This window comes from Achromobacter sp. D7-1 (genome assembly GCF_059760445.1).
The window spans coordinates 71280-97798 of the sequence record NZ_JCBAMT010000012.1 but is presented as its reverse complement, the minus strand read 5'-3'; the positions used below and the strand labels follow the sequence as shown (position 1 = coordinate 97798).

The 26519-nt window shown below is 64.6% G+C and carries 26 protein-coding genes and 1 riboswitch; of the genes, 17 read left to right on the top strand and 9 right to left on the bottom strand.

The window, feature by feature from the left end:
* Window positions 1-14: 14 nt before the first annotated feature.
* A complete protein-coding gene (locus tag AC6LKD_RS07980; protein ID WP_498115773.1) occupies window positions 15-983 on the top strand; it encodes a Bug family tripartite tricarboxylate transporter substrate binding protein in 969 nt (322 codons plus the stop codon).
* Between the two features lie 37 nt (window positions 984-1020).
* Window positions 1021-1196, top strand: a riboswitch (yybP-ykoY riboswitch).
* A 6-nt stretch (window positions 1197-1202) separates the two neighbouring features.
* Window positions 1203-1775: a manganese efflux pump MntP gene (gene mntP, locus AC6LKD_RS07975; protein ID WP_041655105.1), complete on the top strand. Its 573-nt coding sequence runs from the start codon at window positions 1203-1205 to the stop codon at window positions 1773-1775.
* A gap of 54 nt (window positions 1776-1829) precedes the next feature.
* On the opposite strand, the gene AC6LKD_RS07970 is transcribed toward mntP, so the two are convergent.
* Complete coding sequence (locus AC6LKD_RS07970; RefSeq protein ID WP_498115771.1) at window positions 1830-2609, bottom strand: TehB-like domain-containing protein; 780 nt, start codon at window positions 2607-2609, stop codon at window positions 1830-1832.
* Window positions 2610-2670: 61 nt separating this feature from the next.
* Entirely contained in the window at window positions 2671-3390 is a 720-nt protein-coding gene (locus AC6LKD_RS07965) for a Crp/Fnr family transcriptional regulator (RefSeq protein ID WP_013392019.1), read from the bottom strand.
* Window positions 3391-3451: 61 nt separating this feature from the next.
* On the opposite strand from AC6LKD_RS07965, the gene AC6LKD_RS07960 reads away from it, so the two are divergent.
* Genes AC6LKD_RS07960 through AC6LKD_RS07940 form a run of 5 tightly spaced genes read left to right on the top strand, consistent with a single transcriptional unit; the run spans window position 3452 to window position 8633 of the window.
* Window positions 3452-4456: an ABC transporter substrate-binding protein gene (locus AC6LKD_RS07960; protein WP_498115769.1), complete on the top strand. Its 1005-nt coding sequence runs from the start codon at window positions 3452-3454 to the stop codon at window positions 4454-4456.
* 7 nt (window positions 4457-4463) lie between these two features.
* The gene (locus AC6LKD_RS07955; protein ID WP_498115767.1) at window positions 4464-5258 is read left to right on the top strand and encodes an ABC transporter permease; all 795 of its coding nucleotides are present in this window, start codon (window positions 4464-4466) and stop codon (window positions 5256-5258) included.
* Window positions 5251-5970 carry an ABC transporter ATP-binding protein gene (locus tag AC6LKD_RS07950; protein WP_498115765.1) on the top strand — a complete coding sequence of 240 codons (720 nt, stop codon included), beginning with the start codon at window positions 5251-5253 and terminating at the stop codon, window positions 5968-5970. The genes AC6LKD_RS07955 and AC6LKD_RS07950 overlap by 8 nt, the downstream gene beginning before the upstream one ends.
* Window positions 5971-6016: 46 nt before the next feature.
* Entirely contained in the window at window positions 6017-6460 is a 444-nt protein-coding gene (locus tag AC6LKD_RS07945; protein WP_498115763.1) for a CopD family copper resistance protein, read from the top strand.
* A 34-nt stretch (window positions 6461-6494) separates the two neighbouring features.
* Window positions 6495-8633 carry a TonB-dependent receptor family protein gene (locus AC6LKD_RS07940; protein WP_498115762.1) on the top strand — a complete coding sequence of 713 codons (2139 nt, stop codon included), beginning with the start codon at window positions 6495-6497 and terminating at the stop codon, window positions 8631-8633.
* A gap of 8 nt (window positions 8634-8641) precedes the next feature.
* Here the strand turns inward: AC6LKD_RS07940 and AC6LKD_RS07935 are convergent, their stop codons facing one another.
* The gene (locus AC6LKD_RS07935) at window positions 8642-9592 is read right to left on the bottom strand and encodes a LysR substrate-binding domain-containing protein (RefSeq protein ID WP_498115760.1); all 951 of its coding nucleotides are present in this window, start codon (window positions 9590-9592) and stop codon (window positions 8642-8644) included.
* Window positions 9593-9683: 91 nt separating this feature from the next.
* Here AC6LKD_RS07935 and dsdA point away from each other — a divergent pair, with 91 nt between their 5' ends.
* From dsdA to AC6LKD_RS07920, 3 genes are read left to right on the top strand one after another with little or no spacing between them, the layout of a single operon-like run.
* The gene (gene dsdA / locus AC6LKD_RS07930; protein WP_498115758.1) at window positions 9684-11000 is read left to right on the top strand and encodes a D-serine ammonia-lyase; all 1317 of its coding nucleotides are present in this window, start codon (window positions 9684-9686) and stop codon (window positions 10998-11000) included.
* Window positions 11001-11040: 40 nt separating this feature from the next.
* Complete coding sequence (locus AC6LKD_RS07925) at window positions 11041-12360, top strand: MFS transporter (protein ID WP_013392027.1); 1320 nt, start codon at window positions 11041-11043, stop codon at window positions 12358-12360.
* An 18-nt stretch (window positions 12361-12378) separates the two neighbouring features.
* A complete protein-coding gene (locus AC6LKD_RS07920) occupies window positions 12379-13902 on the top strand; it encodes a M81 family metallopeptidase (RefSeq protein WP_498115757.1) in 1524 nt (507 codons plus the stop codon).
* A 21-nt stretch (window positions 13903-13923) separates the two neighbouring features.
* Here AC6LKD_RS07920 and AC6LKD_RS07915 read toward each other — a convergent pair whose 3' ends face one another.
* The gene (locus AC6LKD_RS07915) at window positions 13924-14298 is read right to left on the bottom strand and encodes a hypothetical protein (RefSeq protein ID WP_498115756.1); all 375 of its coding nucleotides are present in this window, start codon (window positions 14296-14298) and stop codon (window positions 13924-13926) included.
* 242 nt (window positions 14299-14540) lie between these two features.
* Here AC6LKD_RS07915 and AC6LKD_RS07910 point away from each other — a divergent pair, with 242 nt between their 5' ends.
* Window positions 14541-14903 (top strand): hypothetical protein, encoded by a 363-nt coding sequence (locus AC6LKD_RS07910; protein WP_498115754.1) that lies wholly within the window; start codon window positions 14541-14543, stop codon window positions 14901-14903.
* Between the two features lie 56 nt (window positions 14904-14959).
* Here AC6LKD_RS07910 and AC6LKD_RS07905 read toward each other — a convergent pair whose 3' ends face one another.
* The 4 genes from AC6LKD_RS07905 to rpiB form a co-directional block, all read right to left on the bottom strand.
* Window positions 14960-16180, bottom strand: coding sequence for a hypothetical protein (locus AC6LKD_RS07905; RefSeq protein WP_498115753.1), 1221 nt, complete (start codon window positions 16178-16180; stop codon window positions 14960-14962).
* A 71-nt stretch (window positions 16181-16251) separates the two neighbouring features.
* The gene (locus AC6LKD_RS07900) at window positions 16252-16731 is read right to left on the bottom strand and encodes a hypothetical protein (RefSeq protein WP_498115752.1); all 480 of its coding nucleotides are present in this window, start codon (window positions 16729-16731) and stop codon (window positions 16252-16254) included.
* Window positions 16732-16745: 14 nt separating this feature from the next.
* On the bottom strand, window positions 16746-17621 hold the full coding sequence (locus AC6LKD_RS07895; protein ID WP_498115750.1) for a leucine-rich repeat domain-containing protein: 876 nt from the start codon (window positions 17619-17621) through the stop codon (window positions 16746-16748).
* 27 nt (window positions 17622-17648) lie between these two features.
* A complete protein-coding gene (gene rpiB, locus AC6LKD_RS07890) occupies window positions 17649-18077 on the bottom strand; it encodes a ribose 5-phosphate isomerase B (RefSeq protein WP_013392034.1) in 429 nt (142 codons plus the stop codon).
* Between the two features lie 186 nt (window positions 18078-18263).
* Between rpiB and AC6LKD_RS07885 the strand changes: the two genes are divergently transcribed.
* The 4 genes from AC6LKD_RS07885 to AC6LKD_RS07870 all read left to right on the top strand — a co-directional run bounded on the left by AC6LKD_RS07885 (window position 18264) and on the right by AC6LKD_RS07870 (window position 21544).
* Entirely contained in the window at window positions 18264-18845 is a 582-nt protein-coding gene (locus AC6LKD_RS07885; RefSeq protein ID WP_498115749.1) for a CGNR zinc finger domain-containing protein, read from the top strand.
* Window positions 18846-19034: 189 nt separating this feature from the next.
* Window positions 19035-19907, top strand: a complete 873-nt coding sequence (locus AC6LKD_RS07880; RefSeq protein WP_498115748.1) for an alpha/beta fold hydrolase — start codon at window positions 19035-19037, stop codon at window positions 19905-19907.
* 163 nt (window positions 19908-20070) lie between these two features.
* Window positions 20071-21012, top strand: coding sequence for a diguanylate cyclase domain-containing protein (locus AC6LKD_RS07875; protein WP_498115747.1), 942 nt, complete (start codon window positions 20071-20073; stop codon window positions 21010-21012).
* Window positions 21013-21115: 103 nt separating this feature from the next.
* Entirely contained in the window at window positions 21116-21544 is a 429-nt protein-coding gene (locus AC6LKD_RS07870) for an SRPBCC family protein (protein ID WP_013392038.1), read from the top strand.
* Window positions 21545-21594: 50 nt separating this feature from the next.
* Here the strand turns inward: AC6LKD_RS07870 and AC6LKD_RS07865 are convergent, their stop codons facing one another.
* Entirely contained in the window at window positions 21595-22455 is an 861-nt protein-coding gene (locus AC6LKD_RS07865) for a DMT family transporter (RefSeq protein ID WP_498115745.1), read from the bottom strand.
* Between the two features lie 118 nt (window positions 22456-22573).
* On the opposite strand from AC6LKD_RS07865, the gene AC6LKD_RS07860 reads away from it, so the two are divergent.
* Window positions 22574-23959, top strand: a complete 1386-nt coding sequence (locus tag AC6LKD_RS07860) for an aminotransferase-like domain-containing protein (protein WP_498115744.1) — start codon at window positions 22574-22576, stop codon at window positions 23957-23959.
* Window positions 23960-24085: 126 nt separating this feature from the next.
* Window positions 24086-26509, top strand: a complete 2424-nt coding sequence (locus tag AC6LKD_RS07855) for a TonB-dependent siderophore receptor (protein WP_498115742.1) — start codon at window positions 24086-24088, stop codon at window positions 26507-26509.
* Window positions 26510-26519 lie beyond the last annotated feature (10 nt).

Here is a 26519-nt window from a genome sequence, read left to right as displayed (position 1 = left end):
ACCCAGGAGAAAGCATGATCAAGTCCTTGCTGTTCTGTACGGCGCTGCTCGCGGCCGGAACCTCGGTTGCCATGGCGTCCGATTACCCCGCGCGTCCCGTCCGACTCATCGTCAACTTCCCGGCCGCCGGTCCGCTGGACCTCGAAGCCCGCGCCATCGCCCAGCACGCGGGCAAGATCCTGGGCCAGACCATCGTCGTTGAAAACCGCTCCGGCGCTTCCGGCAATATCGGCGCGCAGTCCGTGGCCCAGGCAGCGCCAGACGGCTACACGCTGCTGATGACGCTGGACACGCTGATGACCGTCAATCCCTACATCTTCAAGGGCCTGGACAAGGACGTCACCCAACGGCTGGAACCGCTGAGCCTGGCCGGCTCCTTCGGCCTGGCCCTGGCGGTCCGCCCCGAGCTCGGCATCAACACGCTGGACGAATTCCTGCGCTACGCCAAAGCCAATCGCATCACCTATGCCTCCGCCGGCTATGGCAGTCCCGGCAACCTCGCCTTCGAAAAGCTCAGGCTCGCAGCTGGCATGGAAGTCGCGCACGTGCCGTATCGCGGCAACGCTCCGGCTGTGAATGCCTTGCTGGGCGACCAGATACAGGCCGCCTTTCTCGCCACGCCTGGGGTCCTGCCGCATGTGCGGGCCGGCAAGCTGAAAGCGCTGGCGGTATCGGGTAAGGAACGGGACGCCGACCTGCCTGAAGTCCCCACCGCGGCGCAATCGGGTGTGGCCGGGCTGAAGAACTATGACGTGTCGTTTGCATTCCTGGTGATGGCGCCCAAGGGGACGTCCAAGGAAATCGCGCGGGTCTGGGAAGATACGCTGGCCAAGGTCTATGTCATGCCGGAGTTCCAGCAGAGCATGGCCGTGCTGGGCATGCGCGGACCGTTCGCGGGCAAGGCGCAGGCCGAGGCTTGGGTGGACAGAGAGGCGAAAGGTTGGAAGGAGGTGATCGAGAAGGCGGGGATACGCGGGGAATAGCGCTGTAACACACCTGTCGGCAGGCTCTGCTAGACTGCCTTTACTCTTTGGGGAGTAGCCTCCCCGCGGCCAGTTCCGCGGGGGCTTGCGTCAACATTCTTGGCTACTCCGGCCATGGCGCAAGCGGCATTCACGCTTGGCGAGACCACGGATTTTTCGCGCGACGCTGGGCGGCGCGGAGGATCCGTGCCGTTTCCGCCCAGTTGGATCTTTCCTCAAATGAATGCCATCGCCATCATCGTTCTCGCGTTCGCCATGTCCACGGACGCCTTCGCCGCGGCCATCAGCAAAGGCGCCGCGCTGCATAAACCCCGATTTCCGGAAGCCCTGCGCACAGGGCTGATCTTCGGTGTGATCGAAGCCATCACGCCAGTGATAGGCTGGGCGCTGGGCTCCGTTGCGGCCAGGTATGTGGTTGCCTGGGACCATTGGATCGCCTTCGCGATGCTCTGTATCCTGGGCTTGCTGATGATACGCAACGGCCTCAAGCAAGAGGACGAAGATGCCGAACCCGTCACCCGCCATTCTTTCTGGCTGCTTGCCGCAACCGGCTTCGCCACCAGCATCGACGCCATGGCCGTGGGCGTGGGGCTGGCATTCGTCGACGTGAACATCGTGGTCGCAGCCATTGCCATCGGACTGGCCACTACCCTGATGGTGACGATAGGCGTCATGCTGGGACGCGTGCTGGGCAGCGTCGCGGGCAAGCGGGCCGAGATCCTGGGCGGGATGGCGCTGATGGGGATAGGGGCGGCGATTCTTTATGAACATTTGAGCGCCGCAGCCGCCTGAAGAAAAGGGAGCCCGGAAGAGTGCGGCGCGGCGGCGCCGCCTCTGCGATTCCGGTCAGGCGGCGTCTTCCGGGCCGTCCGCTCGGCAGAACGTGATCTGAAAACTGCCCGGTAGTTCGAACGCCACATGGTGCCGCACCTGCGGCTCTATCAGCACTTGCTGCCCGGCCGTCAGCACCGCTACGGCGTGCGGCGGATCATCCAGCGTATAGCGCAGCACGCCGGCGTGCACCTTCAACAAGCCCCAGGTGCCGGCCTTGGTCGTGTGCGCGGCGCGCAAGCCAGCCGGCAGGTTGTCGGGCGTGAACACCGGACTGTCGCGGTAGGGCCGCACGCCTTCAGGCAGCGAGTCGGGCAGGCTCGGCAGATCTTGGCGCTGCTGCCACACGCTCCACAGCTTGGCCGCGATGCGTTTGGCCATGGCGTCGGCCTGGGCTTGCAAGGCCGGCCGGCCGAGCCCGGCGGTGACTCCATGGAACAGGGCCAGCCAGCGCTGGAACAGAGGCCATGAAAGATCCGGGATGCGCGCATGCGCGGGAATAGGCGCGCCCTTGAAGCGGCGCGTGCCCAGCAGCAGCGCCGACCAGAAATCGCACAACAGGTCCAGGTGGTGGTCCCAGTCCGCCACGCGGGAATTGAATATCGGACCCAGCGTTTGGTCCTGGCGCACTTGCGCATAGAAGCGGTGCACCAGTTGCCGGATGTCTGCTTCGGTGATCGGGAGCGCAGCCGGAACTGGCGCAAGGGGAGGAACGGATTCGGACATGGGAGCGGGGGAGAGGATCTGCCCGCATTGTCCGACGCGCACCGCCGCGCCGCCGATGACGAAAGTCATTGGCGCCGCGGCTGGAGTCATCACAGGCCACTGCGCGGCGCCGGCCCAGCCCGGCCAACCGTTAGAACGGCCGCTTCGCCGTCGTCGCCAGCCTGGCCAGAGGCGCCGAGTCATGCACTGCCCATTGGCGGCGCTTGCCGCTGATGTAGCCCTGCGTCTGCCAGTCGTTGAGCAGGCGGCTCAAGGTTTCGGCGCGGATGCCCAGGTGAGCGGCAAGCTGGCGTTGGTTCAGCGGCAGCGTCAGCGCGGCGCCCTGGCGCTCATGCAGGCCCATGAGGTAGTTGGCCAGCCGCTCGGGCGCCGAGCTGGAAGTCATCCAGTCGACCTTGTTCACCTGGTCGTACAGGCTCTTGCTGAGCGCGGCCAGCAGCTTGAGCGCCAGATCCGGCCAGCGGCGGCAAGCATCGTGCAACTGTCGCCGGCCCAGGCGCCAACCCAGCAGGGCGCTGCGGGCGCGAGCCTGCATGGGGTAGCGGCCGTGAGGCATGAACATGGCCGCTTCCGCCATCAACTGGCCCGGCTCGAAGACCCGGAATACGCGTTCGTCGCCGTTGTAGCTGTAGCGCATGACCTCGGCCTGGCCGCTTTCTATCAGCACGTAGCTGGAGGCTTCGTCGCCTTCGCCAAACAGGATCTGCCCTGCCTCGGCCCGCAGCGGACTGGCGCCGCGCAGCAGGTCGGCCGCGACTTCCTGGTCCATGCCTGGGGGCAGGCCGTGCAGCAGCGGATGTCTTGCCAGCAATGCCACTACGGCCGCGCCGGCCAGATTGATATTTGTCATTCTGGGTCTTTCAGTGTGAATGGGAGAATCTTAAACGATAACAATTCTTATTTGAAATTCAATGAACGACTTGCACATGCGCCGCCGCTTCTGCGCGGCTGCCCTGGGAACTGCGCTTTTGCCCGGGGCGGGAACCCTGCGTGCGGCATTGCCGGATCGCCGCACCGTCCTGACGCTGGCAGGCCCCGGCGCCGTGGTCAGCTATCCCCTGATGCACATGGCGGCCACCGGCGCGCTGGCGGATCACGCCGGGCAGCTACGTTTCCGCCTGTGGCAGACGCCGGATCAACTGCGCACGCTGCTGGTGAACGGCGAGCTGGACTTCAGCGCCGCTCCCAGCACGCTGCCGGCCTTGCTGCACAACCGCGGCATGCCTGTGCGCCTGTTGAATATCTCCGTATGGGGCATTCTGTGGCTGGTCAGCCGCGATCCGGCGGTGCAGACCTTCGACGATCTGGCCGGCCGCGAACTGGTGGCGCCTTTTCAGCGCGATCTGCCGGCCGTACTGCTGGATACTCTGCTGGAAGCGCATGCCGCGCGCGGCCTGGCGCCGGTCGCCTTGCGCCGTACCCGCGACGGACAGGACGCCATCGCGCTGATGCTCAATGGCCAGGCAGGGCAGGCGCTGCTGGTCGAGCCCATGGCCTCGCTGCTGTTGTGGCGGGCTGAACAGACCGCAGGGGCGCCGGCGCTGCATCGCGGCCAAAGCCTGGAACAGGCTTGGAGCGCTGCCTTTCCCGCGCAGCCCACGCTGCCGCAGGCCGGCGTCATGGCGGCAGCCCGCGTGGCGGGCGATGCGGCTTTGTGCCGCGCCGTGGACCAGGCCTACGCGGCCTCCGCGCGCTGGTGCGTCGAGCATCCCGCCGACTGCGCCGCGCTGGTGCGCGAGCATCTGCCGCATCTGCCCCTGGCGGCCATCGAGACCGCCATCCGCGGCACGCGCCTGCAGAGCCGCAGCGCCCGCGACGCGCGCCCCGAACTGGAGGCACTGTACCGCCTGCTGGCCGGCCGTTTTCCGCAAGCCATCGGGGGCGGCCTGCCACCCGTTGGCTTCTACGGACCATGAGGGTCCGATGAACACCTATTCCAAAGGTCCTGCCGTCGGGGCATCTGCGCGGACCTCGCGCGCCTGGAGCGCGGCCGGCGTGTTGCTGCTTTTGCTGGCCTGGCATGTGGCTGCGCGCCAGCTCGGTCCGCTGCTCATGGCCACGCCGTGGGAAGCGCTGCGCGCTGTCGTTCCGCTGGTGCGCAGCCCACAGTTCTTCGCCAACGCAGGCGTCAGCCTGATGCGCATCGGCATAGGGGTGCTGGCGGGTGCGTCCATCGGCTTCGCGCTGGGCGTGCTGGCCGGACATAGCGCGCGCTTGCGCGGTTTGATCGAACCGCTGCGCTGGCTGCTGATGGCCATGCCGCCGGTGGTGGTCGTCGTGCTTGCCATGCTGTGGTTCGGCCTGGGGTCGCCGATGGTGATCTTCATTACGACGCTGATGATGGCGCCCGGCATGTACGTCAATACGGTCAAGGGCATGCTGCACGTGGACCGCAAGCTGATCGAGATGACCCACGTCTACCGCTACGGCCCCTGGCTGCGCTTGCGCCATCTGTATCTGCCGGCCCTCAGCGCGCCGCTGCTGGCGGCTCTGCTGATCGCTGCCTGCGGCGGCGTGCGGCTGGTGGTGATGGCCGAAGTGCTGGGCGCGGAGAATGGCGTGGGCTATGCGCTGGCCAACGCCCGCAGCACCTTCGACACCGCCGAACTGTTCGCCTGGGTCCTGCTAATCCTGGGCCTGGTGGCCTTGCTGGAATTCGCCTTCCTGCAACCCTTGCAGCGCCGGTTGGGCCGCTGGATGGAGCCTAGCCATGCTTGAGATGCAATCGCTGTCGCTGCGCTACGGCGCGCAGACCGTGCTGCAGGACGTGAACCTGTGCCTGCGCCCCGGCGAACGGTTGGGGCTGATCGGCCCCAGCGGCGCCGGCAAGAGCAGCCTGCTGCGCCTGGCGGCCGGCCTGGTCCGGCCCAGCGGCGGAACCTTGCGCAATGGCTTTCGCCATCCCCTGCTGATGTTCCAGGAACCGCGCCTGTTGCCGTGGCGGCACGCGCTGGACAACGTCGCCTTGCCGCTGCGCGGGGCCGGACACGCGCCGCGCCAGGCTCGCGCCCTGGCCGCGCAATGGCTGGCTCGAGTGGGGCTGGACGCCGCCATGCAGTCCTGGCCAGGCGAGCTGTCCGGCGGCATGGCGCAGCGCGTCGCGTTGGCCCGCGCCCTGGCGCTGACCCCAGACCTGCTGATGCTGGACGAGCCCTTCAGCGCGCTGGACCCGGCGTTGCGCCGCCAGCTCGCCGCTTGCTGCGGCGAGGAACTGGCCCGCAGCGGCGCGGCCTTGCTGTGCATCAGCCACGACCCAGGGGAACTGCTGGGACTGGTCGACCGTTGCGTCATGGTGCATCGGGGGAACGTCACGCCCATCGCTTTGGAGAGTCCGCTGGAGTCTTCCGGCAATGGCGCGCCGGGCGGCATTCCCAACACCGACGCGGAACGCTTGCGCGAGCTGCTGCTGGCGGCGGGCGGGCAGCCCTGAAGCATGCGTCCAACCCGATTTCCTGTTTTTCGATAGCGGACTCTCCATGAATACCTATCCCTTTCTGCTCGTCTTGCACCTGTGCGCCGCCTTCGTCTTCGTGGGCACCGTGACCTTCGAGGTGCTGTTTCTGGAACCGGTGCAAAAGCGCCTGCCTGCCGACGTGCGCCGCGCGCTGGGCGGCCAGCTTGGCCCGCGCGTGCGCGCCGTGGTGCCCTGGGCGGTAGCCGTGCTGTACCTGGCTGGCCTGGGCATGGCCTGGCAGTACCGCGGCGCGCTTGCCAGCCCCGGTAGTTCGTCCTTCGGCCTGCTGTTGTCGATCAAGATCGCGCTCGCCGCCAGCGTGCTGGTCCATGTGGTCACGGCCATGACGCTGGCGCGGCGCCAGCGTCTGCACAGCGCGCTGCGCAGGCGCGTGCACATCAGCGTCTTCTGTCACATGGCCGGCATCGTCTTGCTGGCCAAAGCCATGTTCCATCTGTCCTGGTAACCCAGCCCATTCAGCTCTACGCGGAAGCATTCCCATGACGTCCCCCGTCCTGCGCCAACTGGCGTCCAGCCTCACTCTCAGCGCCCTCGGCCTGTCCACCGCCCTTGCCCAGGAAGCCGGCCAGCTCCGCGTGGCCCCGGCCAGCCAAGTCGTCCCCTCGCTGGCGCCTGTGGTCGTATCGGGTCAATCCCTGACGCGCGCCCTCGACCCCGGTCCGCAGCAGGCCGAGGCCGAACTGCAGACCGTGCCCGGCGGCACCAATCTGGCCCAGCCGCAGCAGGAGGTACGCCTGATTACCCTGCGCGACGCGCTGGACTATCAGCCCGGCGTCATCGTGCAGGAATTCTTCGGCGGGCTGGATCAGCCGCGCCTGAACATCCGCGGTTCGGGCATCCAGAGCAATCCCTTGAGTCGCGGCATCCTGTTGATGCAGGATAGCCTGCCGCTCAACGATGCCGACGGCTCCTTCATCATCAGCCTGCTGGAACCGCGAAACGCCGGCCTGGTCACGGTGCGGCGCGGCGCCAACGCGCTGTCGCCGGGCGCGACCACGCTGGGCGGGGAGGTCGATTTCCAGTCTCTCACCGGCACCCAGAGCGACGTCATCCGCCTGGGAACCGGCAGCTTCGGCACCCGCAATCTCACGCTATCCAAGGGCTTTGAAGGCGAGCGCATGGATGGCCGCTTCAGTTTCGGCTATGACAAGTCCGACGGCTACCGCCACCATTCTTCGTCCGAGCGCTCAAGCTTCCAAGGCAACCTGGGCTTTCGCCGCGGCACCTTTGAAAACCGCACCTACCTGTCCTACACGGACCTCAAGTTCGATATTCCCCAACCCGTGCCCAAGGCCCGCATGCTTCAGGATCCGCGCAGCGTGCTGGGCGACGGCACTACGCCGCTGGACCTGGCCAACAATGTGTACAAGCGCGATCCGCACCGCGACACCAGCCAGTTCCGCATCGCTAACCGCAGCTATTGGGGCACGGACGCGCTCAACCAGACCGCGGGCATTTATTGGCAGCGCACCAACGATGACTTCACCAATCCCCAGGTCGCCAACGTCACGGACGGCGATACCTACGGCCTGGTTTGGCAATTGGCCGGCAAGGCCGGCAGCGTGGATTACCGCGTCGCGCTCGATTGGCAGCGCAGCGACATGGACCGCGACTTCTACGCCATACGACCCGCCGACGGCCGCCGTCTGCAACGCTTCGGCGCCTATGACCTCAAGGCCGAGAACCGCAGCGCGCTGGTCGGCCTGGATTGGCATGTGAACGAACAGTTGAGCCTGATCGGCGACCTCAAGTACACCCAGGCCGTGCGCGACGCGCGCGAACGCAACAGCGGCAAGACCCTGGATCAGGACTGGAACTACGCTACGCCGCGCCTGGGCATCATCTGGCAGCCTGCCGCCGCCCAGCGCTGGTACGCCAACATCAGCCGCAGCAACGAAGCTCCCACCTTCTGGGAAATCGTCAATGGCGAAGTGCCCGCGCCCATGAACCCGGCCACCGCGGTCACGTCCATGAGCAAGCTCGACCTGCAGCGCGCGCTGACCTATGAAATCGGCGGAGACGGCACGGTCCTCGTCGCTGGCCGCGACCTGAACTGGACCGTGTCCCTGTACCGCAGCAACGTCGAAGACGAACTCATGTCCGTCACCAACGCCAACGGCACGCCGGCAGGCACTTACAACTACGCCGGCCGCACCCGCCATCAGGGCATCGAAGCCGGCATCAACGGCAGTTTGCCTGCGCCGGGCGACGGCCTGTTCGATTACCGCATCGCCTACACCTTCAGCGACTTCCGCTTCCGCAGTGGCGAGTACCAGGGCAACCGCATCGCCGGCGTGCCGCGTCACCTGCTCAGCGCGGAGGTGATGTACCGTCTGGGCGGCTGGCGCTTTGGTCCCAATCTGCGCTGGCTGATGAGCGATACCGAAACCAACCACGCCAACGCGCCGGGCACGCAGCAGAACGCCTATGCGCTGCTGGGTTTCAAGGTCGCCTACGAGCACAACGCGCACTGGAGCGGTTACGTGCAGGCCGACAATCTGACGGACAAGACCTATGCCAGCAGCTACGCCATCCGCAATACGGCGACGCCCGCGATGCCGATCTTCCTGCCCGGCAACGGCAGGTCGTTCAGCGCAGGCGTGGCGTATCGCTTCTGAGCGGAGAGCTACCCGCGCGCGCACCCGATCAGCGCCGAGCGCTGGTCGTCGAAGTTGCGGCACTCGGATTTGAGCCAGTCGGAAAAGATCCGGGTGCGCCGCTCTTCAGGCCGGCGCGACAGCAGCACATAGCGCGCCGGCGCGGGCGCGTGCTTGCCGAACACGTCGACCAGCCGTCCGCTGCGGATCTCGTCGTAGACCATCGCGCTGCGCCCGATTGCTACGCCCTGATGATTCAGCGCGGCGCCGATGGCCAGGCTGGCCAGGTTGAACTGAGGGCCCTCCAGGTGGCGGATCCATCCGGGCCGGTGCGCCTGCATCCAGGTGCGCCACTCGATGAACTCCGCAGCCCCGACCCAAGGCGAGGCGTCGTGCAGGAACTCGACGCCATCGATGGACTTGCCGGCGCGAAACGCCGGGTGCGCGGCCAGGTACTCGGGCGTCGCGACCACCAGCAGATACTCGTCCAGCAAGGCATCCGCCTGCACATGGCTGTAGTGCGCCGGGTCATAGCGGATGGCGATGTCTATGTCTTCTTCCTCCATCAGCTTGCGGTCCAGCGGCTGGAACTCCGCCTTCAGCCGCACCGACACATCCGGCTGCAAGCGATGAAATTCCGTCAGGCGCGGCATCAACCATTGCAGCGCGAAGGACGGCAGGCAATTGACCTGCAGCGCGGACGCCGGCAGGCCCAGCCGCTCGATTTCCTGCTGGATATCGGCAAGCGCGCGGCTGACCGTCGCGAATAGCGTTTCGCCCTTGGACGTGAACTTCAGTCCGCGCTGCTGGCGCACGAACAGCAGGTAGCCCAGGCGGTCTTCCAACTGACGGATTTGCTGGCTCACCGCGCTTTGCGTGAGATTCATGGCCGCCGCCGCCCGGGTGAAGCTGAGATGGCGGCCGGCCATGTCAAAGCAGCGCAGGGCGCCCAGCAGGGTGGAGTCGAAATGGACAGACATAAGTCAAGCTAATGGCTGAATTAGAAATGATCGCTATTCTTGCACGCCTGCGGAATCTACGATTTGCGCCGAACCATCAACTCGCAAGCCCATGATGACCGCCGATTTCAATCCCCAGCTATTAGAAAATCTTCAATCAAGAACGCCTTTGCTATGGCTCAACCCCGCAAGGGGCGGGCCGTTGCCCGCATCGGCGCCATCGCTGGACCTGATCGACGAGGCGGAAAGCCGCCTGGCGCGTTGCGCGCCGCTGCTGGCCGCGCTGTTTCCCGAGCTTGGCGCCTCGGGCGGGCATATCGAGTCCCGGCTGATGTTCGCCAAGCCGCTGCAACAGGCGCTGGGCGGCGCCGCCGCGTCGGGCAGCTGGTATCTCAAGCGTGATGACGAGCTGCCTGTCGCCGGATCGATCAAGGCGCGTGGCGGCTTTCACGAGGTATTGGCCATAGCCGAATCCATTGCGCTGGAGCATGGCTTGCTCAAGGATGCGGCGACGGACCGGCGCGTCCTGGCGACGCCGCAGGCCCGCGCGGTGTTCAGCCAGTATGCCGTGACCGTGGGCAGCACCGGCAACCTGGGCATGAGCATCGGCGTCATGGCGGCCGCGCTGGGATTCGATGCCGTGGTCCACATGTCCGCCGATGCGAAGGAGTGGAAGAAGGAGCGGCTGCGCAAGCGTGGCGTGCGCGTGGTGGAACACGCTGGCGACTACGCCGAGGCGGTCGCGGCAGGGCGGACGCAGGCATTGGCCGCGCCGCGCAGCCATTTCGTCGACGACGAACAATCCGAACTGCTGTTCTTCGGCTATGCCGCCGCGGCTCGCGGGTTGGCCAGGCAATTGGCCGAAGCGGGCCGCGTGGTCGACGCCAGGCATCCGCTGTTCGTGTACATCCCCTGCGGCGTGGGCGGCGCGCCCGGCGGCATCAGCCATGGCCTGAAGGCGCTATTCGGGTCTCACGTGCATTGCTTCTTTGCCGAACCCGTCGCGTCGCCTTGCTTTCTGGTGCAGCTTGCGTCGGAAGCGAACGGCCCCGTGTCGGTGTACGACATCGGCCTGGACAACCGCACCGAAGCCGACGGCCTGGCTGTGGGCCAGGCATCGGAATTGGTGGCTTCGCTGATGCGGCCCCAGCTCGGCGGCGTCTTCACCGTGTCGGATGACGAGCTCTACCTGAACCTGCTTGCGCTCAAGGACACCCTGGGCGTCGAGGTCGAACCGTCGGCCGCCGCCGCGGTTTCAGGACCAGGCTGGCTCGACGGCTCCGCCGCCGGACGCGCCTATGCCCAAGGCATCGAGATGTCTGGAGCCACGCACGTGATCTGGGCTACCGGCGGATCGCTGGTGCCGCCTGAAGCGCTGCGCGGCTTCCAGAACCACGCGAGGCTGCTGAGCCAGCGTCGCGCGGCCTAAGCCGCAGCACACAAAAAACCAAATACCGAGGAGAAAACCTGTGAGCGGAAGTGCAACCATCCACGCCGGCCGCGCCGCGCGCCCGGACCAGCAAGCCTTTGAAGACGCGACCTACAGAAAGGTCGCGCTGCGGTTCATACCTTTTCTGATGCTCTGCTACGTGGTCGCGTACCTGGACCGCATCAACATTGGCATCGCCAAGCTGAACATGCTGGCCGATCTGCAGTTCAGCGAGGCCGCCTATGGCCTGGGCGCGGGATTGTTCTTCATTGGCTACATGCTGTTCGAAGTGCCCAGCAACCTGATCATGCACCGCGTGGGCGCGCGCCTCTGGATCGCGCGGATCATGATCTCCTGGGGCATCCTGTCCGGCATCATGGCCTTCGTCACCGCGCCCTGGCAGTTCTACACGGTGCGCTTTCTGCTGGGCGTGGCCGAGGCCGGTTTCTACCCCGGCGTGATCCTCTACCTGACCTACTGGTTTCCCAATCGCCGCCGCGCCAAGATGACGGCCATTTTCCAGGCCGGCATTCCGGTGGCCGGCCTCATCGGCAACCCGCTGTCGGGCTGGATCATGGAGCGATTCCATCTGGTCGGCGGGCATCCGGGCTGGCAATGGCTGTTCGTGCTGGAAGCCTTGCCCACCATTCCGCTGGCCATCGGGGTGCTGCTGATCCTGACCAACCGCGTCCAGGATGCCGCGTGGCTCACGCCGGAACAGCGCAAGCTGATCGAACACGACATCGCCGCCGACAACGCGGGCCGCGAGCACATGCCGCTGTTGCAGGCGCTGCGCGACGCGCGCATCTGGAAAATCGTTGCCATGACCTTTCCGGCAATGATGGCGCTGTACACCCTGGGCTTCTATCTGCCCACCTTGATCAAGGACGCCGGCGCCGAAGGCGGCCTGCGCATCGGCCTGCTGAGCGCGATTCCCTATCTGGTCGCCATGGTGGCCATGATCCTGGTCGGGCGCAGCTCGGACCTGCGCCGCGAACGCCGCTGGCACCTGGTCTTCATCCTGGTGCTGGGCGCGGCGGGACTGGTCGCCAGCGTATCCGCGGGCACCAACCTGACGCTGGCCGTCATCTCGCTTTCCGTGGCCGCCGCCGGGATCATCAGCTTCTCGCCGATCATGTGGACACTGCCCACCGCCTTCCTGGGCGGCGCCACCGCGGCCGCCTCGATCGGCATCATCAACAGCCTGGCCAATCTGGGCGGTTTCGTCAGTCCCTACCTGATAGGCTGGATCCGCGATATCTACCACAGCACCGCGCCCGCCATCTACATCATCGCCGGCTCGCTCCTGGTCAGCGCCCTGATCGCGCTGAGCTTCGATCCCAAGAAAGTCAATCGCTGAAGGCAAGGCACACACACCATGGCACGCACTCAAGCCACTGCGCCGCGACTCGCCGTCGCCGGCCTGATCCATGAAACCAACACCTATGCCGCCGAGTTCGCCGGCCAGACGCCATTGCGCGCGTTCGAGCAATACGGCAAGGACGAGATACTGCAAGCCTTCGACAGATCGAATCACCAGGTCGGCGGCTTCATCGAAGGCGCCAGGCAGACCGGGGCCGAACTGGTCTACACCTACGTCGGCCAGGCCACGCCCTCGGGCACGATCGAGGCCCAGGCCTATGCCGAGATGAAGCGCCGGATCCTGGACGGCATCCACGCCGTCTTGCCGGTGGACGGCGTGCTGCTGGCGCTGCACGGCGCCGGCGTTGCCGACGGCATCGAGGATATCGAGGGCGATCTTTGCCTGGCGGTCCGCCGACTGGTCGGCGCCGATGTGCCCATCGCCGCCGTCTACGACCTGCATGGCAATATGACCGAGGCCATGCGGCAGGCGTGCGACCTGACCTTGCCCTGCAAGCTATATCCGCATACCGACTTTCACGACCGGGCGGTCGAAGCGGTGGCGTTGTTGCTCGATATCGTCGGCGGGCGCCTGAAGCCGTTAACCGTCATGCGTCGCTTGCCCATGCTGCCCTACATCGTCACGACGCAGGAAGGCTTTATTCCAGCCGAGGTCAACGCCGTGTGCGCCAGGCTGGCCGCGCTACCGGGCGTCATCGACTGTTCTTGGTTCCACGGCTTTCCCCTTGCGGATATCGCCGCGCCATGTCCGGCCGTGGTCTGCACCACGGCGGGCGACCAGGAGCTGGCCGAGCGCTGCGCGGACGAAGTCGCGCAATGGATCTGGGAACACCGGGAGGCGTTCCGGCCATCGTTTCCAAGCCCGGAGCAGGGCGTCGCCATGGCGCTGGCCGCCGGACGCGGTCCCGTCGTCGTCAACGAATACGCGGACAACCCAGGCGGCGGCACGCCTGGCGACGGCACCTATCTGTTGCGCGCCATCCTGGACGCCAAACCCGCGCCCGGCACCTGCTGCTTCGCGTCCATCAACGATGCGTCCGTGGTCGAGCAAGCCCGCCAGGCCGGCGTCGGCGCGACCATCAGCGTGTCACTGGGTGCCAAGCAGGGCCGCTTCCAAGGACAGCCGCTGCGCGTGCATGCCTATGTAAAGGCCATCACCGACGGCCGCTTCGTCAATCGCGCGGGCTCGATGTTCGAAGGCGTGAAGTTTGACCTGGGCGCCATGTGCCGCCTGGTCATCCAGGGCGTGGACGTGATCGTCGCCTCGCGTGCCGAACAGATCTACGACGAAGAGCCATTCTTTTTGCATGGTGTCGACGTGACTGCGTACAAGCTGATCGCCATCAAGGGCGCCAACCATTTCCGCGCGGGCTATCGCCGGCTTGCGACGCAGATCATTTCTGTGGATAGCGTGGGCCTGAGCACTGCCGACATCACCTCGTTCCCGCGGGAGCGGTTGGTAGGCGAATACTGGCCGCTGGCGGACATTGCCGACTACGCGCCGTATTCCAGCGCGTAGCGGCTCTGCACGCAGCCAAAATTACCTGCCGAAGTACTTCTTGAACCATGGCTGCTCTTCGTATGGCGATTGCTGGCCGCTGCTTATCCGGCAAAGCTTCGAGGGGTTGGCATCGCCGGCCCTGCTCTTGCCAACCAGCGTCCAGCTCTTCGATTCGGGATTGTTGAAGACCTCCATCTCCCATTGGGCATTTGTCGCTGTGAGACCCGTCGGCACTTGCTTTGCGATATTGACGAGCGCGCTCTTGACGCGAAAGCCATAGTCGCACACCGGTTCCTTGTAGAAGCCGATCTCATCGCGTTCGCGTTCCCATTCAGCGGCAAGGGCGGAATTTCCCGCGGCAAGAGTGCTGAGCGCCATGGCGAACGGGGCGAATCTGCAGCGTGGTATCGGCATCGCTATGCACTCCTGGCGTTGCAATCGTCGTGTGATTCTTGCCACCGGGCGCGCCGGTGGTCAAGAATCCTTAGGGATGAATCCAAAGGATTGAGCTGTTGGCTTTGCCTGACCGCCAAGGGAGAGCGCGGGCTTGCGCGTGTGGCGCCGGCATGCATACGATGGTTCAGGCCGGCGGGGGGCTCGCGGCACGGTAGTAGTGCCCTCTCTTTGCCGCCCGACTGATATCCGGACGTCCGCCCATGAATACCTGCTGCCGACTCATCACGTCCCTTATGGCCGCGGCGCTCGCCGTGCCAGCTTTCGGCGCTTCTCCCGGCAAGCCCGACCTGGACGAGTACGGACTGGAGAGGGAGCCTCTCTGCAGCTACGCCTTGCCTGAATCGCTGAAGGCGCTACAAAAGGAATTGCCGTCGGGCGAATACGTGCAGACGGCGGGTTGGAAGGCCGAGATATATGTCAATCGGGACAGGCGAACCTGGACGCTGGTTGGAACACGGCTGGGACCGGATGAGGACCCAGACGAGATGTGCCCTCTCGCGCGTGGCGTGGGGGACTACAGGACGCAGAAGTGGTATCAGGCGTACTTCGCGCAGCGCAAGTAGGGCGGTCCAGCCGTGTTTGATCCGAGGCTGGGCAAGCGCACCAGCCTCCGTCCCATTCAGTCGGAAACCAGATACGCCTGTCCGCCCGGCTTCAGATAAGGCGCCAAGGCCTTGAACGGCAGGCTGGCGTGCGTGCCCAGGCAAGCGCCCGCCGAGTGTCCGACTCCGGACACGGACAGGCTCAGCGCACCGGGCGCCTGGACTCCCAGCGCCAGATAGTCGGGCCAGAGGTCCGCGCAGTCTTCCAGATTGGGATGGTCCTCGGACTGTGGGGCCTCCGTTCCCGCCTTGACGGCCTGTTGCACCAGCCCGAGCAGGGCAGCACTCTTTTCCCCGCCAAAGCTGCGCTTGCCCGGCACATAGGCGTCGAACACGCGATTCCAGTCCAGGTACTCGCCGCGCAGCAGATCGAAGGTATAGGGCTCGAAATGGTTGTAGGGATGCGCTCCGCCGCAGTCCAGGCTGCCCGACTCGGTCACCGTCATCAGCGCGCCGGACAGCCAGGTGACGTTCACCGCTTCCTCATCGAAGCCGCCCAGCGTGCCAGCGCCGGGATTGCCGCTGGTGTAGGCCGACGCCATGCAGTCCAGCGCGCCCAGGCTTTTCTGCCAATGGCGCTGTTCCAGCAGATAGTTGGTGCGTTGCAGGACCTGCGCGTCGGGATGGAGCGTCAGCCGGGGATACGTGAACTTGGTGCGCGGGTCGCGCCACATGCGATAGGCCACCACGCCGTGGCCGATCTCCTTGCCAACGGGCTGGGCGTGTCCCGCCAGCTTCAGCGTTTCGTATGGCGCGCGAACGGTATTGATGCCTGCCTGGACGTCGACATCGCCGAGATTGACCTGACTGGCACGGGCCTGCTTGCGGTCCTTTTCCAGTTGCGCCGTGTCGTATTGGGCGACCTGCTTCAGGTCGAAGCGGCGTTGCTTGCCGGTGTGGACGTCGGTCCAGAGACCGCGGTAGCCGTCGGCGTCGCGCGTGCCTTGCCAGCTTGCGGTTTGATCCGCTGGCTTGGAAGCCGACGTGCCTCCCTGGCGGGGCTTGGGCTCGAAGAGTGCCTCGCTCGTGCCTTGCAGAGGGATGTCCACGCCGCGTTTTGCGTAGAAGTAGCGGCCGGTCAATTCGCCATTGGCCGCCGCGTCGGTGTCCAGCTCCAGCACGATGTCGCCAGCGCCTTGCAGTGTTCCGGCGTAGACGGTGCGGGGCGTGGCGGCGGCCTGGGTGGCCGAAAGGGACAGGACGGCAAGCGCAAGCACGGCGCGGCAGTTACGGTGCATACGAAACGGTGAGCGAAGCATCGAGGGGCCTGGGAACCAAGGGAGGGAGTCGGCTGAATATACCGGAACTGTCAGCTCAGCAGTGCAGCCGCCTCGCCGTCCGCAAGCATCTGTTCAAACAGGTCACCAAGACTGCTGGCCACCTCGCTGACCGCCTCGAACTCCGGTTCGACTCCATGTACGATCCGGCCCGAGATCCGGTCGATCGCGAGAAACTCGTAATCGTCGCCCACGCTCATGAAGATTGGCACATGGCGCGCCCAGAAAGCGTCGATCTCTTGCCGGTCGGCATCGCCGAGGGCGGCCTCCAGGCTCATCTGGCGAAAGGCGTCTTGCCCGAAGGCGCTGTCGGTGGTTCCGGCATAGTCGGCCGCGCTCAGGAACCAGCGCGTGTCGTCCGCGCTGCTCAGCTGTGTGTACAAAGACAGGAACAGCGCGTGTTCAGTGCTGCCAGCCGGCGCAGCCATGGGAGCGGAGACAGACTCGGAAGGCAATACGGTCCAGCCGCGCGCGGCAAGGAAGTCCAGGAAACGTCTGTGCAGGATGCTCATCAGGCCCGCCATGGCTATCGCGTCGCCGCGATGTTGGCGCGCCGCAAGCGCGCATTCAGGGTTTGCGCCAACTCGCCCAAGCCCACATCGCCGCAGCCGACCAGCGTCAGCTCCTGCAAGCGGGTCAGCCCGTCCAGCACGCCGATGTCCGCAATCCGCTTGCAGTACTGAATATCCAGCCGCTCCAAGCCTGCAAGTGCGGCAATCGGACCTATCGTCTCCAGCGCACCCTGGTTCTTCAACCGCAAGGAGCGCAATCCGGCGAGTTGCTCGATACCGGACAGGGTCTTCAATCCGCGACCCGCCAGCAGCCCTAACGCTAAAAGCGGCAGCCCCGCGATGCGATCGAACACCGACGAATCGAACGGCACGTTCCACAGATTCAGCTCCTGGAGCGGCAGGCTCAAGACGCGGTCCAGCAGCGCGCCGCGCCGGTCTGGGGCCATGGACAGCGACATCAACGCCGGGAAGTCTTCCGGATCGAACCGCAGTGTGGCGCCCACCGTCAGCGCTTCCAGCCTGGGCAGCGGGCCAGCCTGCCAGGTATACGTGCCGGGTTCGGGATGGATGGAAAGATGGCGCAGGCTGTCTGGGAGCATGTCTGCCCGCAATCCGGTAAGAACGCTGCCTGGGACGGCGCCGGGACCGACGGACAGATGGACCAGCGACGGCAGCCGGGCGATGAGTTCGGGCAACTCGTGCAGCGGGTCGCCATGAGGCGCCCATAGATGCGCGTCTTCGATCTTGGCCAGGGTGGCTTCGTCCGGCGGGGCGTCGTAAAACACAATGCGTTCATCCACGCCTGCGAATTGCGAGCGCTGGCGGCTGTGCATGAAGCGCCAGGTCTGGGCGCGGGCGGGGAGAGGGACGGAAAACGGGACGAAGGACATGTGGCTTGCCGACAGGCCGTTGGGAGGTCAGCTTGCTGCGCTCAACATGTCGATTCGACGCTGATGGCGCGATCCGTCAAAGGGAGTGTCCAGGAAAGCGCTGACACATTCGCGCGCGACCTCGATTCCTATGATTCTGCTTCCAAGCGCCAATACGTTCGCGTCGTTGTGTTGGCGGCTCAAGCGAGCCATGGTGGCGTTTGTGCACAAGGCGGCTCTTGCGGCAGGGAAACGATTGACGGCAATCGAAATGCCTATGCCCGAGCCGCAAATCACGACGCCTTTTTGGACTCGGCCGTCCGTGATGGCTTGTCCCATTGCAAAACCAAAAGCGGGGTAGTCAACCGAGTCTGCGCTGTGGGTTCCGAGGTCTAGCCACTCTACATTCTCGAAGGCCTTCTTCAGTATTTCCTTGAGTTCGAATCCGGCGTGGTCGGAGGCAATGGCGATTTGCATGCTATTTCACTTATGCGGAATGGTCGGCGCGAGGCTTGGGACGGATCGGAGAAATGGCGTCGCAGTGAAAACTGTCGAGCGGAATTGTAGTTTGCCAACAAGCTGCACAGCATAGTTGTCCCGGAGTAGCCTCTTCGTAACTTGATAGATGAAAATTAAGTGGTTACATTGTGGGTGGAGAATCTCATGACTACCACTACGCTCAAGCCCGACTTCCGCCTGCTCGGCGATGACGTGGCGCTGGATCTGATCAACACCATCGAGCAATCCGACGATGGCCCTCGCGACCGGCTGCAATCGGACGACGATGTGCGAGCGTGGCTGGACGCCGCAGGCCTTGCGCCGGCCCAGCGCAAGGCGCCCAAGGGCCTGCTCGATTCCGCGCGAACATTGCGCGAGACCGTGCGCGCTTTGGTCGCCCAACGAAAGGCAGGGTTGCCGCTCAAGCTAAGTGCGCTCAACCAGGCGCTCGCGGCCGGCGGCAGTCATCTCGAGCTTACCGTTGTGGCGGGCGCACCGAGCCTGGCACGCCGCTATGACGCGGCCACCCCCGAACAATGGCTGCTTCCCGCGGCGGAGGCCGCCGCGGACTTGCTCGCGCACGGGGACTTCGAGCTGGTGCGCAAATGCGAAAGCCCGCTCTGTTCCCTCTGGTTCTACGATCGCACGCGATCCCACCGGCGCAGGTGGTGCAGCATGTCGCTTTGCGGCAATCGCCACAAGGTGGCGGCCTTTCGCCAAAGGGAAGCCCAGGACGCGGCTTCGTGAGCGCTTGCTTGCTCACCCATCCGGCCGCTTGGCCGGATTTTTTTTGCTTGGGCTTTTCCTGGGATATCTTTCATCTATTTTAGTAACCGGCAAATATTAATTTGACAGGTTACTTAAAACGAGAAAGAATGGCCCGTACTGCCTGTAGGAATTCGGCCATTGATTCAGCCCTTGATCCCGGAGATCATCATGTCCAACACCCCTGAAAGCCAGATCCAAACGCGTCGCGTGCAAGCCGATGGCCTGAATTTTTTCTATCGTGCAGCAGGCGATCCCAATGCGCCCGTGCTGCTGCTTCTGCATGGGTTCCCCAGTTCCTCTCATCAATTCCGCAACCTGATCCCGCTTCTGGCCACGCGCTTTCACGTGATTGCCCCGGATCTGCCCGGCTTTGGCTTCACGGAAGTTCCCGAGGAGCGCCGGTACCGGTACACGTTCGACGACCTGGCCGTATCGCTCGGCGCTTTCGTCGATGCGCTGGGCCTGAAGCGCTATGCGATGTTCGTCTTCGACTATGGCGCGCCCGTCGGGCTGCGCCTGGCGCTTGCCCACCCAGAGCGGGTGACCGGCCTGGTCTCACAGAATGGCAACGCTTATCTCGAAGGCCTGGGCGATGCCTGGGCGCCAGTCCGTGCCTACTGGGCGGAGCCGACCGCGGCCAACCGGCAGGTCATCGCGGATGCCGTGCTGAACTTCGAGGGGACCAAATGGCAATACGTGCATGGCGTCGCCAATCCGGACGACGTGGCGCCGGAAAGCTACACGCTCGATGCCGCCCTGCTTGAGCGGCCGGGCAACAAGGACATCCAGCTCGATCTATTTCTGGACTATGCCAATAACCTGAAGCGGTATCCGGATTTCCAGGCCTTCTTCCGCGCGGCGAAAATCCCGACGCTGGCCATCTGGGGCCGCAACGATCCATTCTTCATTCCGCCTGGGGCCGAGGCGTACAAGCGGGACAATCCGGACGCGCAGGTTGAGTTGCTGGATACCGGGCACTTTGCGCTTGAGACGCATGCGGCGTATATCGGGCACCGGATCATCGAGGTGCTGGCGCCTTGATGGGTTTCGATAGGGGCGCGTCGAGTGCGGCCTTGTCATTCGGCGCATCCCTTGGCTCCCACCACATAAACCACCGCAGCCGGAGTCATATCAGCATCGTCTAGAGTCGCTGACGGGTTCAGGCTAAAGTGGCTGGTTCATGTGGATCAAGGGTGGATTGAGTATGTCCGACGAAAGCACGCTTCTTGATGACAACGCGGTGTACAGGACCTTACTGGAATCGACCAAGGCGATTCCCTGGAAGATCGATTGGGCCACGAAGAAGTTCGCCTATATCGGTCCGCAGATCGAGGCGTTGCTGGGCTGGACGGTTGACAGCTGGGTGAGCGTGGAGGACTGGGCCATGCGCATGCACCCGGACGACCGCGATTCCGTGGTGAATTTTTGCGTCAGCCAATCCCAGGCCGGCGTCGACCATGAGGCAGACTACCGGGCCTTGACCAAGGACAATGGCTATGTGTGGATCCGCGACGTCGTGCACGTCATGCGCGATGACAGAGGCGAAGTTCAAGCGCTGATTGGCTTCATGTTCGACATCACCGAACGCAAGAAGACCGAGGAAAAGCTGCTGACCTTGCAAAAGGAGTTGGAGGCGCTGTCCTTCAAGGACGGCTTGACGAATATTGCCAACCGGCGTCGCTTCGACAGTGGTTTCGAACTGGAATGGGCGCGCGCGGACAGCGAACGAAAACCCCTGTCCGTATTGTTGCTCGACGTTGACTTTTTCAAGCAGTACAACGATTTGTATGGCCACACCCAGGGCGACCAGTGCCTGGTGGATATCGCGCAGACCTTGAACCTTGCGCTGGACGGCCCGCGCGATCTGGTTGCGCGATACGGCGGGGAAGAGTTTGTCGTGCTGCTGCCCGAAGCCGATGCCGAAGTTGCGCGGAAGGTTGCTGACCGTTGCCAGCGGTTGCTCCAGAAGAAGGCTATCGTGCACGCGCTGTCACCGCATGGCAGGCGCGTTACCGTCAGCATCGGAGCAGGCACGGTGGTGCCAGACGGGAAGACAGACCGTGCTGGTTTCGTCAAGGCCGTAGATCAGCAACTGTACGCGGCCAAGAACAACGGGCGAAACCGCATTGAGCACGTGGAGCTATGACCCGTCCGTGTGTAGGAAATAGGTGCCCGGCTACAATTTGCCTGCCCAGATGCTGCGAAATTGTAGTCTGACACCGTTATCCTGCCGAGGAATCAGCCCGTTCATGCATATCGAAGAACGTATCCAAATCGCAGTGCCTCCCATGGTCATCGACCATATTTGGAGCGAAGTCGACCGATGGCACCTTTGGGACCCGGACACCAAGCAAGCCCAATTGAACGGGCCATTCGTAGTTGGAACAAGGGGCCGGATAGTTCCCCGCAAGGGCATGGGCGTGCCCATGGTTGTCACAGAGCGATCCGAGGGCCGATCGTTCACTGTAGAGGGCTACATCCCTCTGTTCCGCATGCACTTTGAGCACACCGTTTCGCCGGTGGATGGCGGCTCGGAAGTCGCTCACCGCGTATGGTTCTCTGGCGCCCTTGCTGTTATTTTCGGGCCACGTGTTGCCAAGCAGATTCGGGAGGGGCTTCCTCAAACCATGCAATCACTTAAAGCATACGCTGAGCAACGCCAAGCGCCTCGTCACTAACCATGGGTCAGTCAGGGATATGGCGTCAGCTTCACACTTATCCGCCAGCCCTACGCGTACCGCTTTGCACCCGCCACGCAAACCACCGCCGCCAGCGTCACGATCAACATCGTCCAGCTGACATTCTCATGCAGTAGCAGCGCCGCCAAGCCCAGGCCCATGAACGGTTGGAACAGTTGCAGCTGTCCCACGGCTGCAATTCCGCCCTGCGCCAGTCCGCGATACCAGAATACGAATCCGACAAGCATGCTGAACAGCGACACATAGGCGAAGCCTATCCACGCGGGCGTGCTGACGTGTTCGAACGAAGCGGGCATGGTCAGCAGCGCGATGGGCAGCATGACGGGCAGGGACAGCGCCAGCGCCCAGCTGATGACCTGCCAGCCGCCCAGCTTGCGGGATAGCTTGGCGCCTTCGGCGTAGCCCAGGCCGCAGACGATGATGGCGGCGAGCATGAGCAGATCGCCCGTGGGCGAGGCCTCCAGGCCGCCCCAGGCGGCATAGCCTGCAACACAGGCGGCGCCGACGATGGAGAACATCCAGAACGGCGGGCGCGGGCGTTCGCCGCCGCGTATCACCGCGAAGATGGCGGTGCTGAGCGGCAGCAGGCCCAGGAAGACGATGGAATGAGCCGAGGTGACGTGCTGCAGAGCCAGGGCCGTCAGCAGGGGGAAGCCGACGACCACGCCCAATGCGGTCAGCGCCAGGGAGGGGGTGTCGGACAGAGAGGGCCGGGGTTGGCGCAGCAGCATCAGGAGCGCCAGACCAAGCAGACCGGCGATGGCGGCCCGCGCGCAAGTCAGGAAGATGGGATCCAGGTCCGCCACGGCGACCCGGGTGGCGGGCAGGGAGCCCGCGAAGATCACTACACCGATAAAACCGTTTACCCAGCCGCTGGTGGCCTTGTCCATCTGAAGCTCCTTGATACCGGGCGTCAGTACAGCATGGCGACTGCGACGAGTCCACGCACAATCCAGTACAATTTTTAGAAACTGTTATGTATTGAAAGCCAGTACGGTGGAGAATTTCATGGCGCGCGACGGTACTCTCATCAAGCAGGTCATGGGCGAGATCCAGGGGCGGATTGCGGCGCGCACGGCTTTGCCTGGCGCGCGCCTGCCCTCAGTGAGAGTGCAGGCCAAGGCGCTGGATGTGTCGGTGTCCACGGTGGTGGAAGCCTACGAGCGGCTGGCGGCCGAGGGTGTGTTGCTGTCGCGTCCCGGATCGGGGTTCTATGTGGCCGGGCCCGTGGCGCCGTTGGCGCTGACCGAGATGGGGCCGAAGCTGGACCGGGAAGTCGATCCGCTCTGGGTATCGCGCCAGTCGCTGGCGGCCGATGCGGACAGCCTGCGGCCGGGCTGCGGGTGGCTGCCGGTCAGCTGGATGTACGAGGAAGGGCTGCGGCGCGCCATGCGCGGCATGGCGCGGGCCGAAGCCGCGGAACTGACCGAGTATGGGACGCCCTTGGGCCACGCGCCCTTGAGGCAACTGCTGGCGCGGCGGATGGCGGGCATGGGGATAGAGGCCGGGCCGGAGCAGATCATGCTGACCGATTCCGGAACCCAGTCGATCGACCTGATCCTGCGCTTTCTGCTGGAACCGGGAGACACGGTGCTGGTGGACGATCCTTGCTATTTCAATTTCCATGCGCTGTTGAAGGCGCATCGCGTCAAGGCGGTGGGGGTGCCCTATACGCCGAACGGTCCGGACGTCCGGGCGTTTGAAGTGGCGCTGCGCGAGCATTCCCCGCGTCTCTACATCACGAACTCGGGCATTCATAATCCGACGGGGGCAACCTTGTCGCCCTTGGTTGCGCATCGTCTGTTGAAGCTGGCGGACGATTCCGAGCTGGTAATCGTCGAGGACGACATCTTCGCGGATTTCGAGCACACGCCCGCGCCACGCCTGGCGGCGTTCGACGGGCTGTCCAGGGTCATACACATCGGCAGCTTTTCGAAGACGGTGTCGGCGTCGGTGCGCTGCGGATACATCGCGCTGCGGTCCGACTGGGTGGAAAGCCTGACCGACCTGAAAGTCGCCACGACCTTTGGCAGCAGCCGGCTGGCGGCCGACATCATCTTCAGGACGCTGACGGGCAGCGGCTACCGCAAGCACATGGAGGCGACCCGGCTGCGTCTGGCGCAGCAGATGGAGCAGACCGCCGCCAAGCTGCGGAAGCTGGGCATCATGCCCTGGCTGATGCCTAGGGCGGGCATGTTTCTGTGGTGCCGCCTGCCCGAGGGCAAGGATGCGGCGACCGTCGCCCGCCGGTGCCTGAAGGACGGCGTGGTGGTGGCGCCGGGGAACGCGTTCAGCCAGTCGCTGGCTGCCGGGGATTTCCTGCGGTTCAATGTTGCGCAGTCCACGGACGAGCGGATTTTTACGGTGCTGGCCAAGGCGCTGAACGCGGCTTGACGCCTGGGTGACGCCGGTAGCAGGGGTGTCTCCAGCGCATCTAAAAAATATTTTCCTGCCCCCTGATACCTTTTGCTTTCTCAACTGGCATAGCAACTATCCACCCCAGTTCGAGAGGCTATTTGCATGCGTTCCCCCTCCATCAGGCGCCGCCGCGCGATTTCCATGGCTGTGCTGGCCGGCACCTTGACCGCGGGCGCGGTCCACGGGCAGGGCGCTCCCGCAGCCGCCGCTGTACAGGCGCGCCAGGTTTATGACATTCCGCCCGGTCCGCTGGGCAAGACCATTGCAAGCTTCGCGCTGGCGTCGGGGATTTCGCTGGCGTTCGAGCCGTCCTGGACGGACGGCCTGCAAAGCCCGGGCGTGTCGGGCGAGTTGAGCCGGGCCGAGGCGGCGCGGCGCCTGCTGGCAGGCAGCGGCCTGGAGATGGTGGTGCGGGCCGATGGCAGCTACACGCTGCGCAAGGCGGTGTCGGACGCGGCGACGCTGCCGGCGATCACGGTGACGGGCGCGGCGGGTTACTCGGGCGCGAATCCGTATCTGGTCGGCAATGCGACTTCCGCGACCAAGACGGCGACGCCCTTGATGGAGACGACGCAGTCGATTTCCGTGGTGACGCAGGAGCGCATGGCGGTGCAGGGCGTGCAGACGGTGAGCGACGCGCTGAGCTACACGGCGGGCGTCTATGCCAACGTGGCGGGGGACAACCCCACCGACAATACGCTGATGATGCGCGGCTTCCAGCAGATTTCGACCAACGCCTATACGGACGGCTTGCGCAACAGCAATACCGGGTATTTCGCGCCGGAGCCTTATGGCATGGATCGTATCGAGGTGCTGAAGGGACCCTCGTCGGTGATGTACGGGCAGGGCTCGCCGGGCGGCATCATCAATTTCGTGTCGAAGCGCCCCTTGTTCGAATCGCATCGGGAAGTCGGACTGTCCACGGGCAGCCATGACCGGGTCCAGGGTTCGATGGACATCGGCGACGTGATCGATGAGCCGGGCACGCTGGCTTACCGGCTGGTCGCCCTGGGTCGCAACGCCGAGAGCAGTATCGACGGCGTGCCGGACGACCGCATATATGTGGCGCCCAGCCTGACCTGGGCGCCCAGCGCGCGCACCTCGGTGACGCTGCTGGCTTCTTACCAGCGCAACCGCAACCTGTTCACCAGCAACCTGCCTTATTCGTTGCTGGACGGCTCCAACCCCAATGGCCGGGTGCCGCGGCATCGCTCGCTGAACCAGCCGGGCTTCGACAAGGAGCAGGGCGAACTCACCAATATCGGCTATGAGCTCAGCCACGCGTTTTCCGATACGTGGACCTTCCAGCAGAATTTCCGCTATGGTCATTTCAAGGGCTACGAGGATCAGCTGTTCCGCAACAGCGGCGTGATCAATGGCACGGACATTGCGCGCTACTACCAGCTGCGCGACTACGACAGCGACACGTACTCGGTGGACAACCGGCTGGTGGGAAAGTTTGCGACGGGCGCGCTGGACCATACCTTGCTGATCGGGCTGGATTATCAGTACAGCAAGCGCACCGCGGATACGCAGACGGGCAATGCGCCGCCGATCAATATCTATCACCCGGTGCGGGTCAGCATCGACACCTCGCGCTACACCTCGCGCTACACCTCGCTGCTCAGCACGGACGAGAGCAGCCGCCAGTTGGGCGTATACCTGCAGGACCAGGTTAAGCTGGACCAGTGGGTGGCCACGCTGGCCGGCCGCTATGACTGGGTCAACCAGCGCACCACCAATGTGCTGCGGGACGTGCGCACCGATACGGCGGCGGAGGACTTCACGGGCCGCGCCGGCTTGGGCTATGCCTTCGAGAGCGGCTTCTTTCCCTATGTGAGCTACAGCGAGTCGTTCTCGCCGCTGACGGGCACGGACATCAACGGCGCCCAGTTCAAGCCCGAGAAGGCCAAGCAGTACGAGGTGGGCGTGAAGTACCAGGCGCCGGGCTCGGACAGCTATGTGACGCTGGCGGCGTTCGATCTGCGGCGCCAGAATGTGCTGACGACCAATCCGCAGAACACCTCGTTCAGCGTGCAGGAAGGGGAGGTGACGTCGCGCGGCATCGAACTGGAGGGCGTGCTGCGTCCGGTGCGCGGGCTGAACGTGATCGCCTCCTACACCTACAACGACGTGGAAGTGACCAAGGACAATCCCAATTTCGCGGGCCTGAGCAACAAGGGCAAGGCCCCGGTGCGCGTGCCCAGGCATCTGTTGTCCTTGTGGACCGACTACACCTTGTCCAGCGGTGCGCTCGAAGGCCTGACGTTGGGGGCAGGGGTGCGCTATACGGGTTCCAGCTATGGCGACGCGCAGAACACCTTCAAGGTGCCGGCCTACACGCTGGTGGACGCCATGGTGGGCTACGACTTCGGCCGCGCCTATCCGTCCTTGAGGGGCTTGAGCGCGTCGGTCAATGTGAGGAACCTGACGGACAAGTACTACGTGGCGGGCTGCTTCCTGAACAATGCCTGCTTGCTGGGTGCAGGGCGCAGCGTGATTGCCAACGTGTCGTACAAGTGGTGAAGCGCCAAGC

What these genes read in the sequence shown, in the direction of transcription:
- AC6LKD_RS07980 (WP_498115773.1), top strand. Translation starts at nt 15, where the DNA reads ATGATCAAGTCCTTGCTGTTCTGTACGGCGCTGCTCGCGGCCGGAACC.
- mntP (WP_041655105.1), top strand. Translation starts at nt 1,203, where the DNA reads ATGAATGCCATCGCCATCATCGTTCTCGCGTTCGCCATGTCCACGGAC.
- AC6LKD_RS07970 (WP_498115771.1), bottom strand. Translation starts at nt 2,609, where the DNA reads ATGACTTTCGTCATCGGCGGCGCGGCGGTGCGCGTCGGACAATGCGGG.
- AC6LKD_RS07965 (WP_013392019.1), bottom strand. Translation starts at nt 3,390, where the DNA reads ATGACAAATATCAATCTGGCCGGCGCGGCCGTAGTGGCATTGCTGGCA.
- AC6LKD_RS07960 (WP_498115769.1), top strand. Translation starts at nt 3,452, where the DNA reads ATGAACGACTTGCACATGCGCCGCCGCTTCTGCGCGGCTGCCCTGGGA.
- AC6LKD_RS07955 (WP_498115767.1), top strand. Translation starts at nt 4,464, where the DNA reads ATGAACACCTATTCCAAAGGTCCTGCCGTCGGGGCATCTGCGCGGACC.
- AC6LKD_RS07950 (WP_498115765.1), top strand. Translation starts at nt 5,251, where the DNA reads ATGCTTGAGATGCAATCGCTGTCGCTGCGCTACGGCGCGCAGACCGTG.
- AC6LKD_RS07945 (WP_498115763.1), top strand. Translation starts at nt 6,017, where the DNA reads ATGAATACCTATCCCTTTCTGCTCGTCTTGCACCTGTGCGCCGCCTTC.
- AC6LKD_RS07940 (WP_498115762.1), top strand. Translation starts at nt 6,495, where the DNA reads ATGACGTCCCCCGTCCTGCGCCAACTGGCGTCCAGCCTCACTCTCAGC.
- AC6LKD_RS07935 (WP_498115760.1), bottom strand. Translation starts at nt 9,592, where the DNA reads ATGTCTGTCCATTTCGACTCCACCCTGCTGGGCGCCCTGCGCTGCTTT.
- dsdA (WP_498115758.1), top strand. Translation starts at nt 9,684, where the DNA reads ATGATGACCGCCGATTTCAATCCCCAGCTATTAGAAAATCTTCAATCA.
- AC6LKD_RS07920 (WP_498115757.1), top strand. Translation starts at nt 12,379, where the DNA reads ATGGCACGCACTCAAGCCACTGCGCCGCGACTCGCCGTCGCCGGCCTG.
- AC6LKD_RS07915 (WP_498115756.1), bottom strand. Translation starts at nt 14,298, where the DNA reads ATGCCGATACCACGCTGCAGATTCGCCCCGTTCGCCATGGCGCTCAGC.
- AC6LKD_RS07910 (WP_498115754.1), top strand. Translation starts at nt 14,541, where the DNA reads ATGAATACCTGCTGCCGACTCATCACGTCCCTTATGGCCGCGGCGCTC.
- AC6LKD_RS07905 (WP_498115753.1), bottom strand. Translation starts at nt 16,180, where the DNA reads ATGCACCGTAACTGCCGCGCCGTGCTTGCGCTTGCCGTCCTGTCCCTT.
- AC6LKD_RS07900 (WP_498115752.1), bottom strand. Translation starts at nt 16,731, where the DNA reads ATGAGCATCCTGCACAGACGTTTCCTGGACTTCCTTGCCGCGCGCGGC.
- AC6LKD_RS07895 (WP_498115750.1), bottom strand. Translation starts at nt 17,621, where the DNA reads ATGTCCTTCGTCCCGTTTTCCGTCCCTCTCCCCGCCCGCGCCCAGACC.
- rpiB (WP_013392034.1), bottom strand. Translation starts at nt 18,077, where the DNA reads ATGCAAATCGCCATTGCCTCCGACCACGCCGGATTCGAACTCAAGGAA.
- AC6LKD_RS07885 (WP_498115749.1), top strand. Translation starts at nt 18,264, where the DNA reads ATGACTACCACTACGCTCAAGCCCGACTTCCGCCTGCTCGGCGATGAC.
- AC6LKD_RS07880 (WP_498115748.1), top strand. Translation starts at nt 19,035, where the DNA reads ATGTCCAACACCCCTGAAAGCCAGATCCAAACGCGTCGCGTGCAAGCC.
- AC6LKD_RS07875 (WP_498115747.1), top strand. Translation starts at nt 20,071, where the DNA reads ATGTCCGACGAAAGCACGCTTCTTGATGACAACGCGGTGTACAGGACC.
- AC6LKD_RS07870 (WP_013392038.1), top strand. Translation starts at nt 21,116, where the DNA reads ATGCATATCGAAGAACGTATCCAAATCGCAGTGCCTCCCATGGTCATC.
- AC6LKD_RS07865 (WP_498115745.1), bottom strand. Translation starts at nt 22,455, where the DNA reads ATGGACAAGGCCACCAGCGGCTGGGTAAACGGTTTTATCGGTGTAGTG.
- AC6LKD_RS07860 (WP_498115744.1), top strand. Translation starts at nt 22,574, where the DNA reads ATGGCGCGCGACGGTACTCTCATCAAGCAGGTCATGGGCGAGATCCAG.
- AC6LKD_RS07855 (WP_498115742.1), top strand. Translation starts at nt 24,086, where the DNA reads ATGCGTTCCCCCTCCATCAGGCGCCGCCGCGCGATTTCCATGGCTGTG.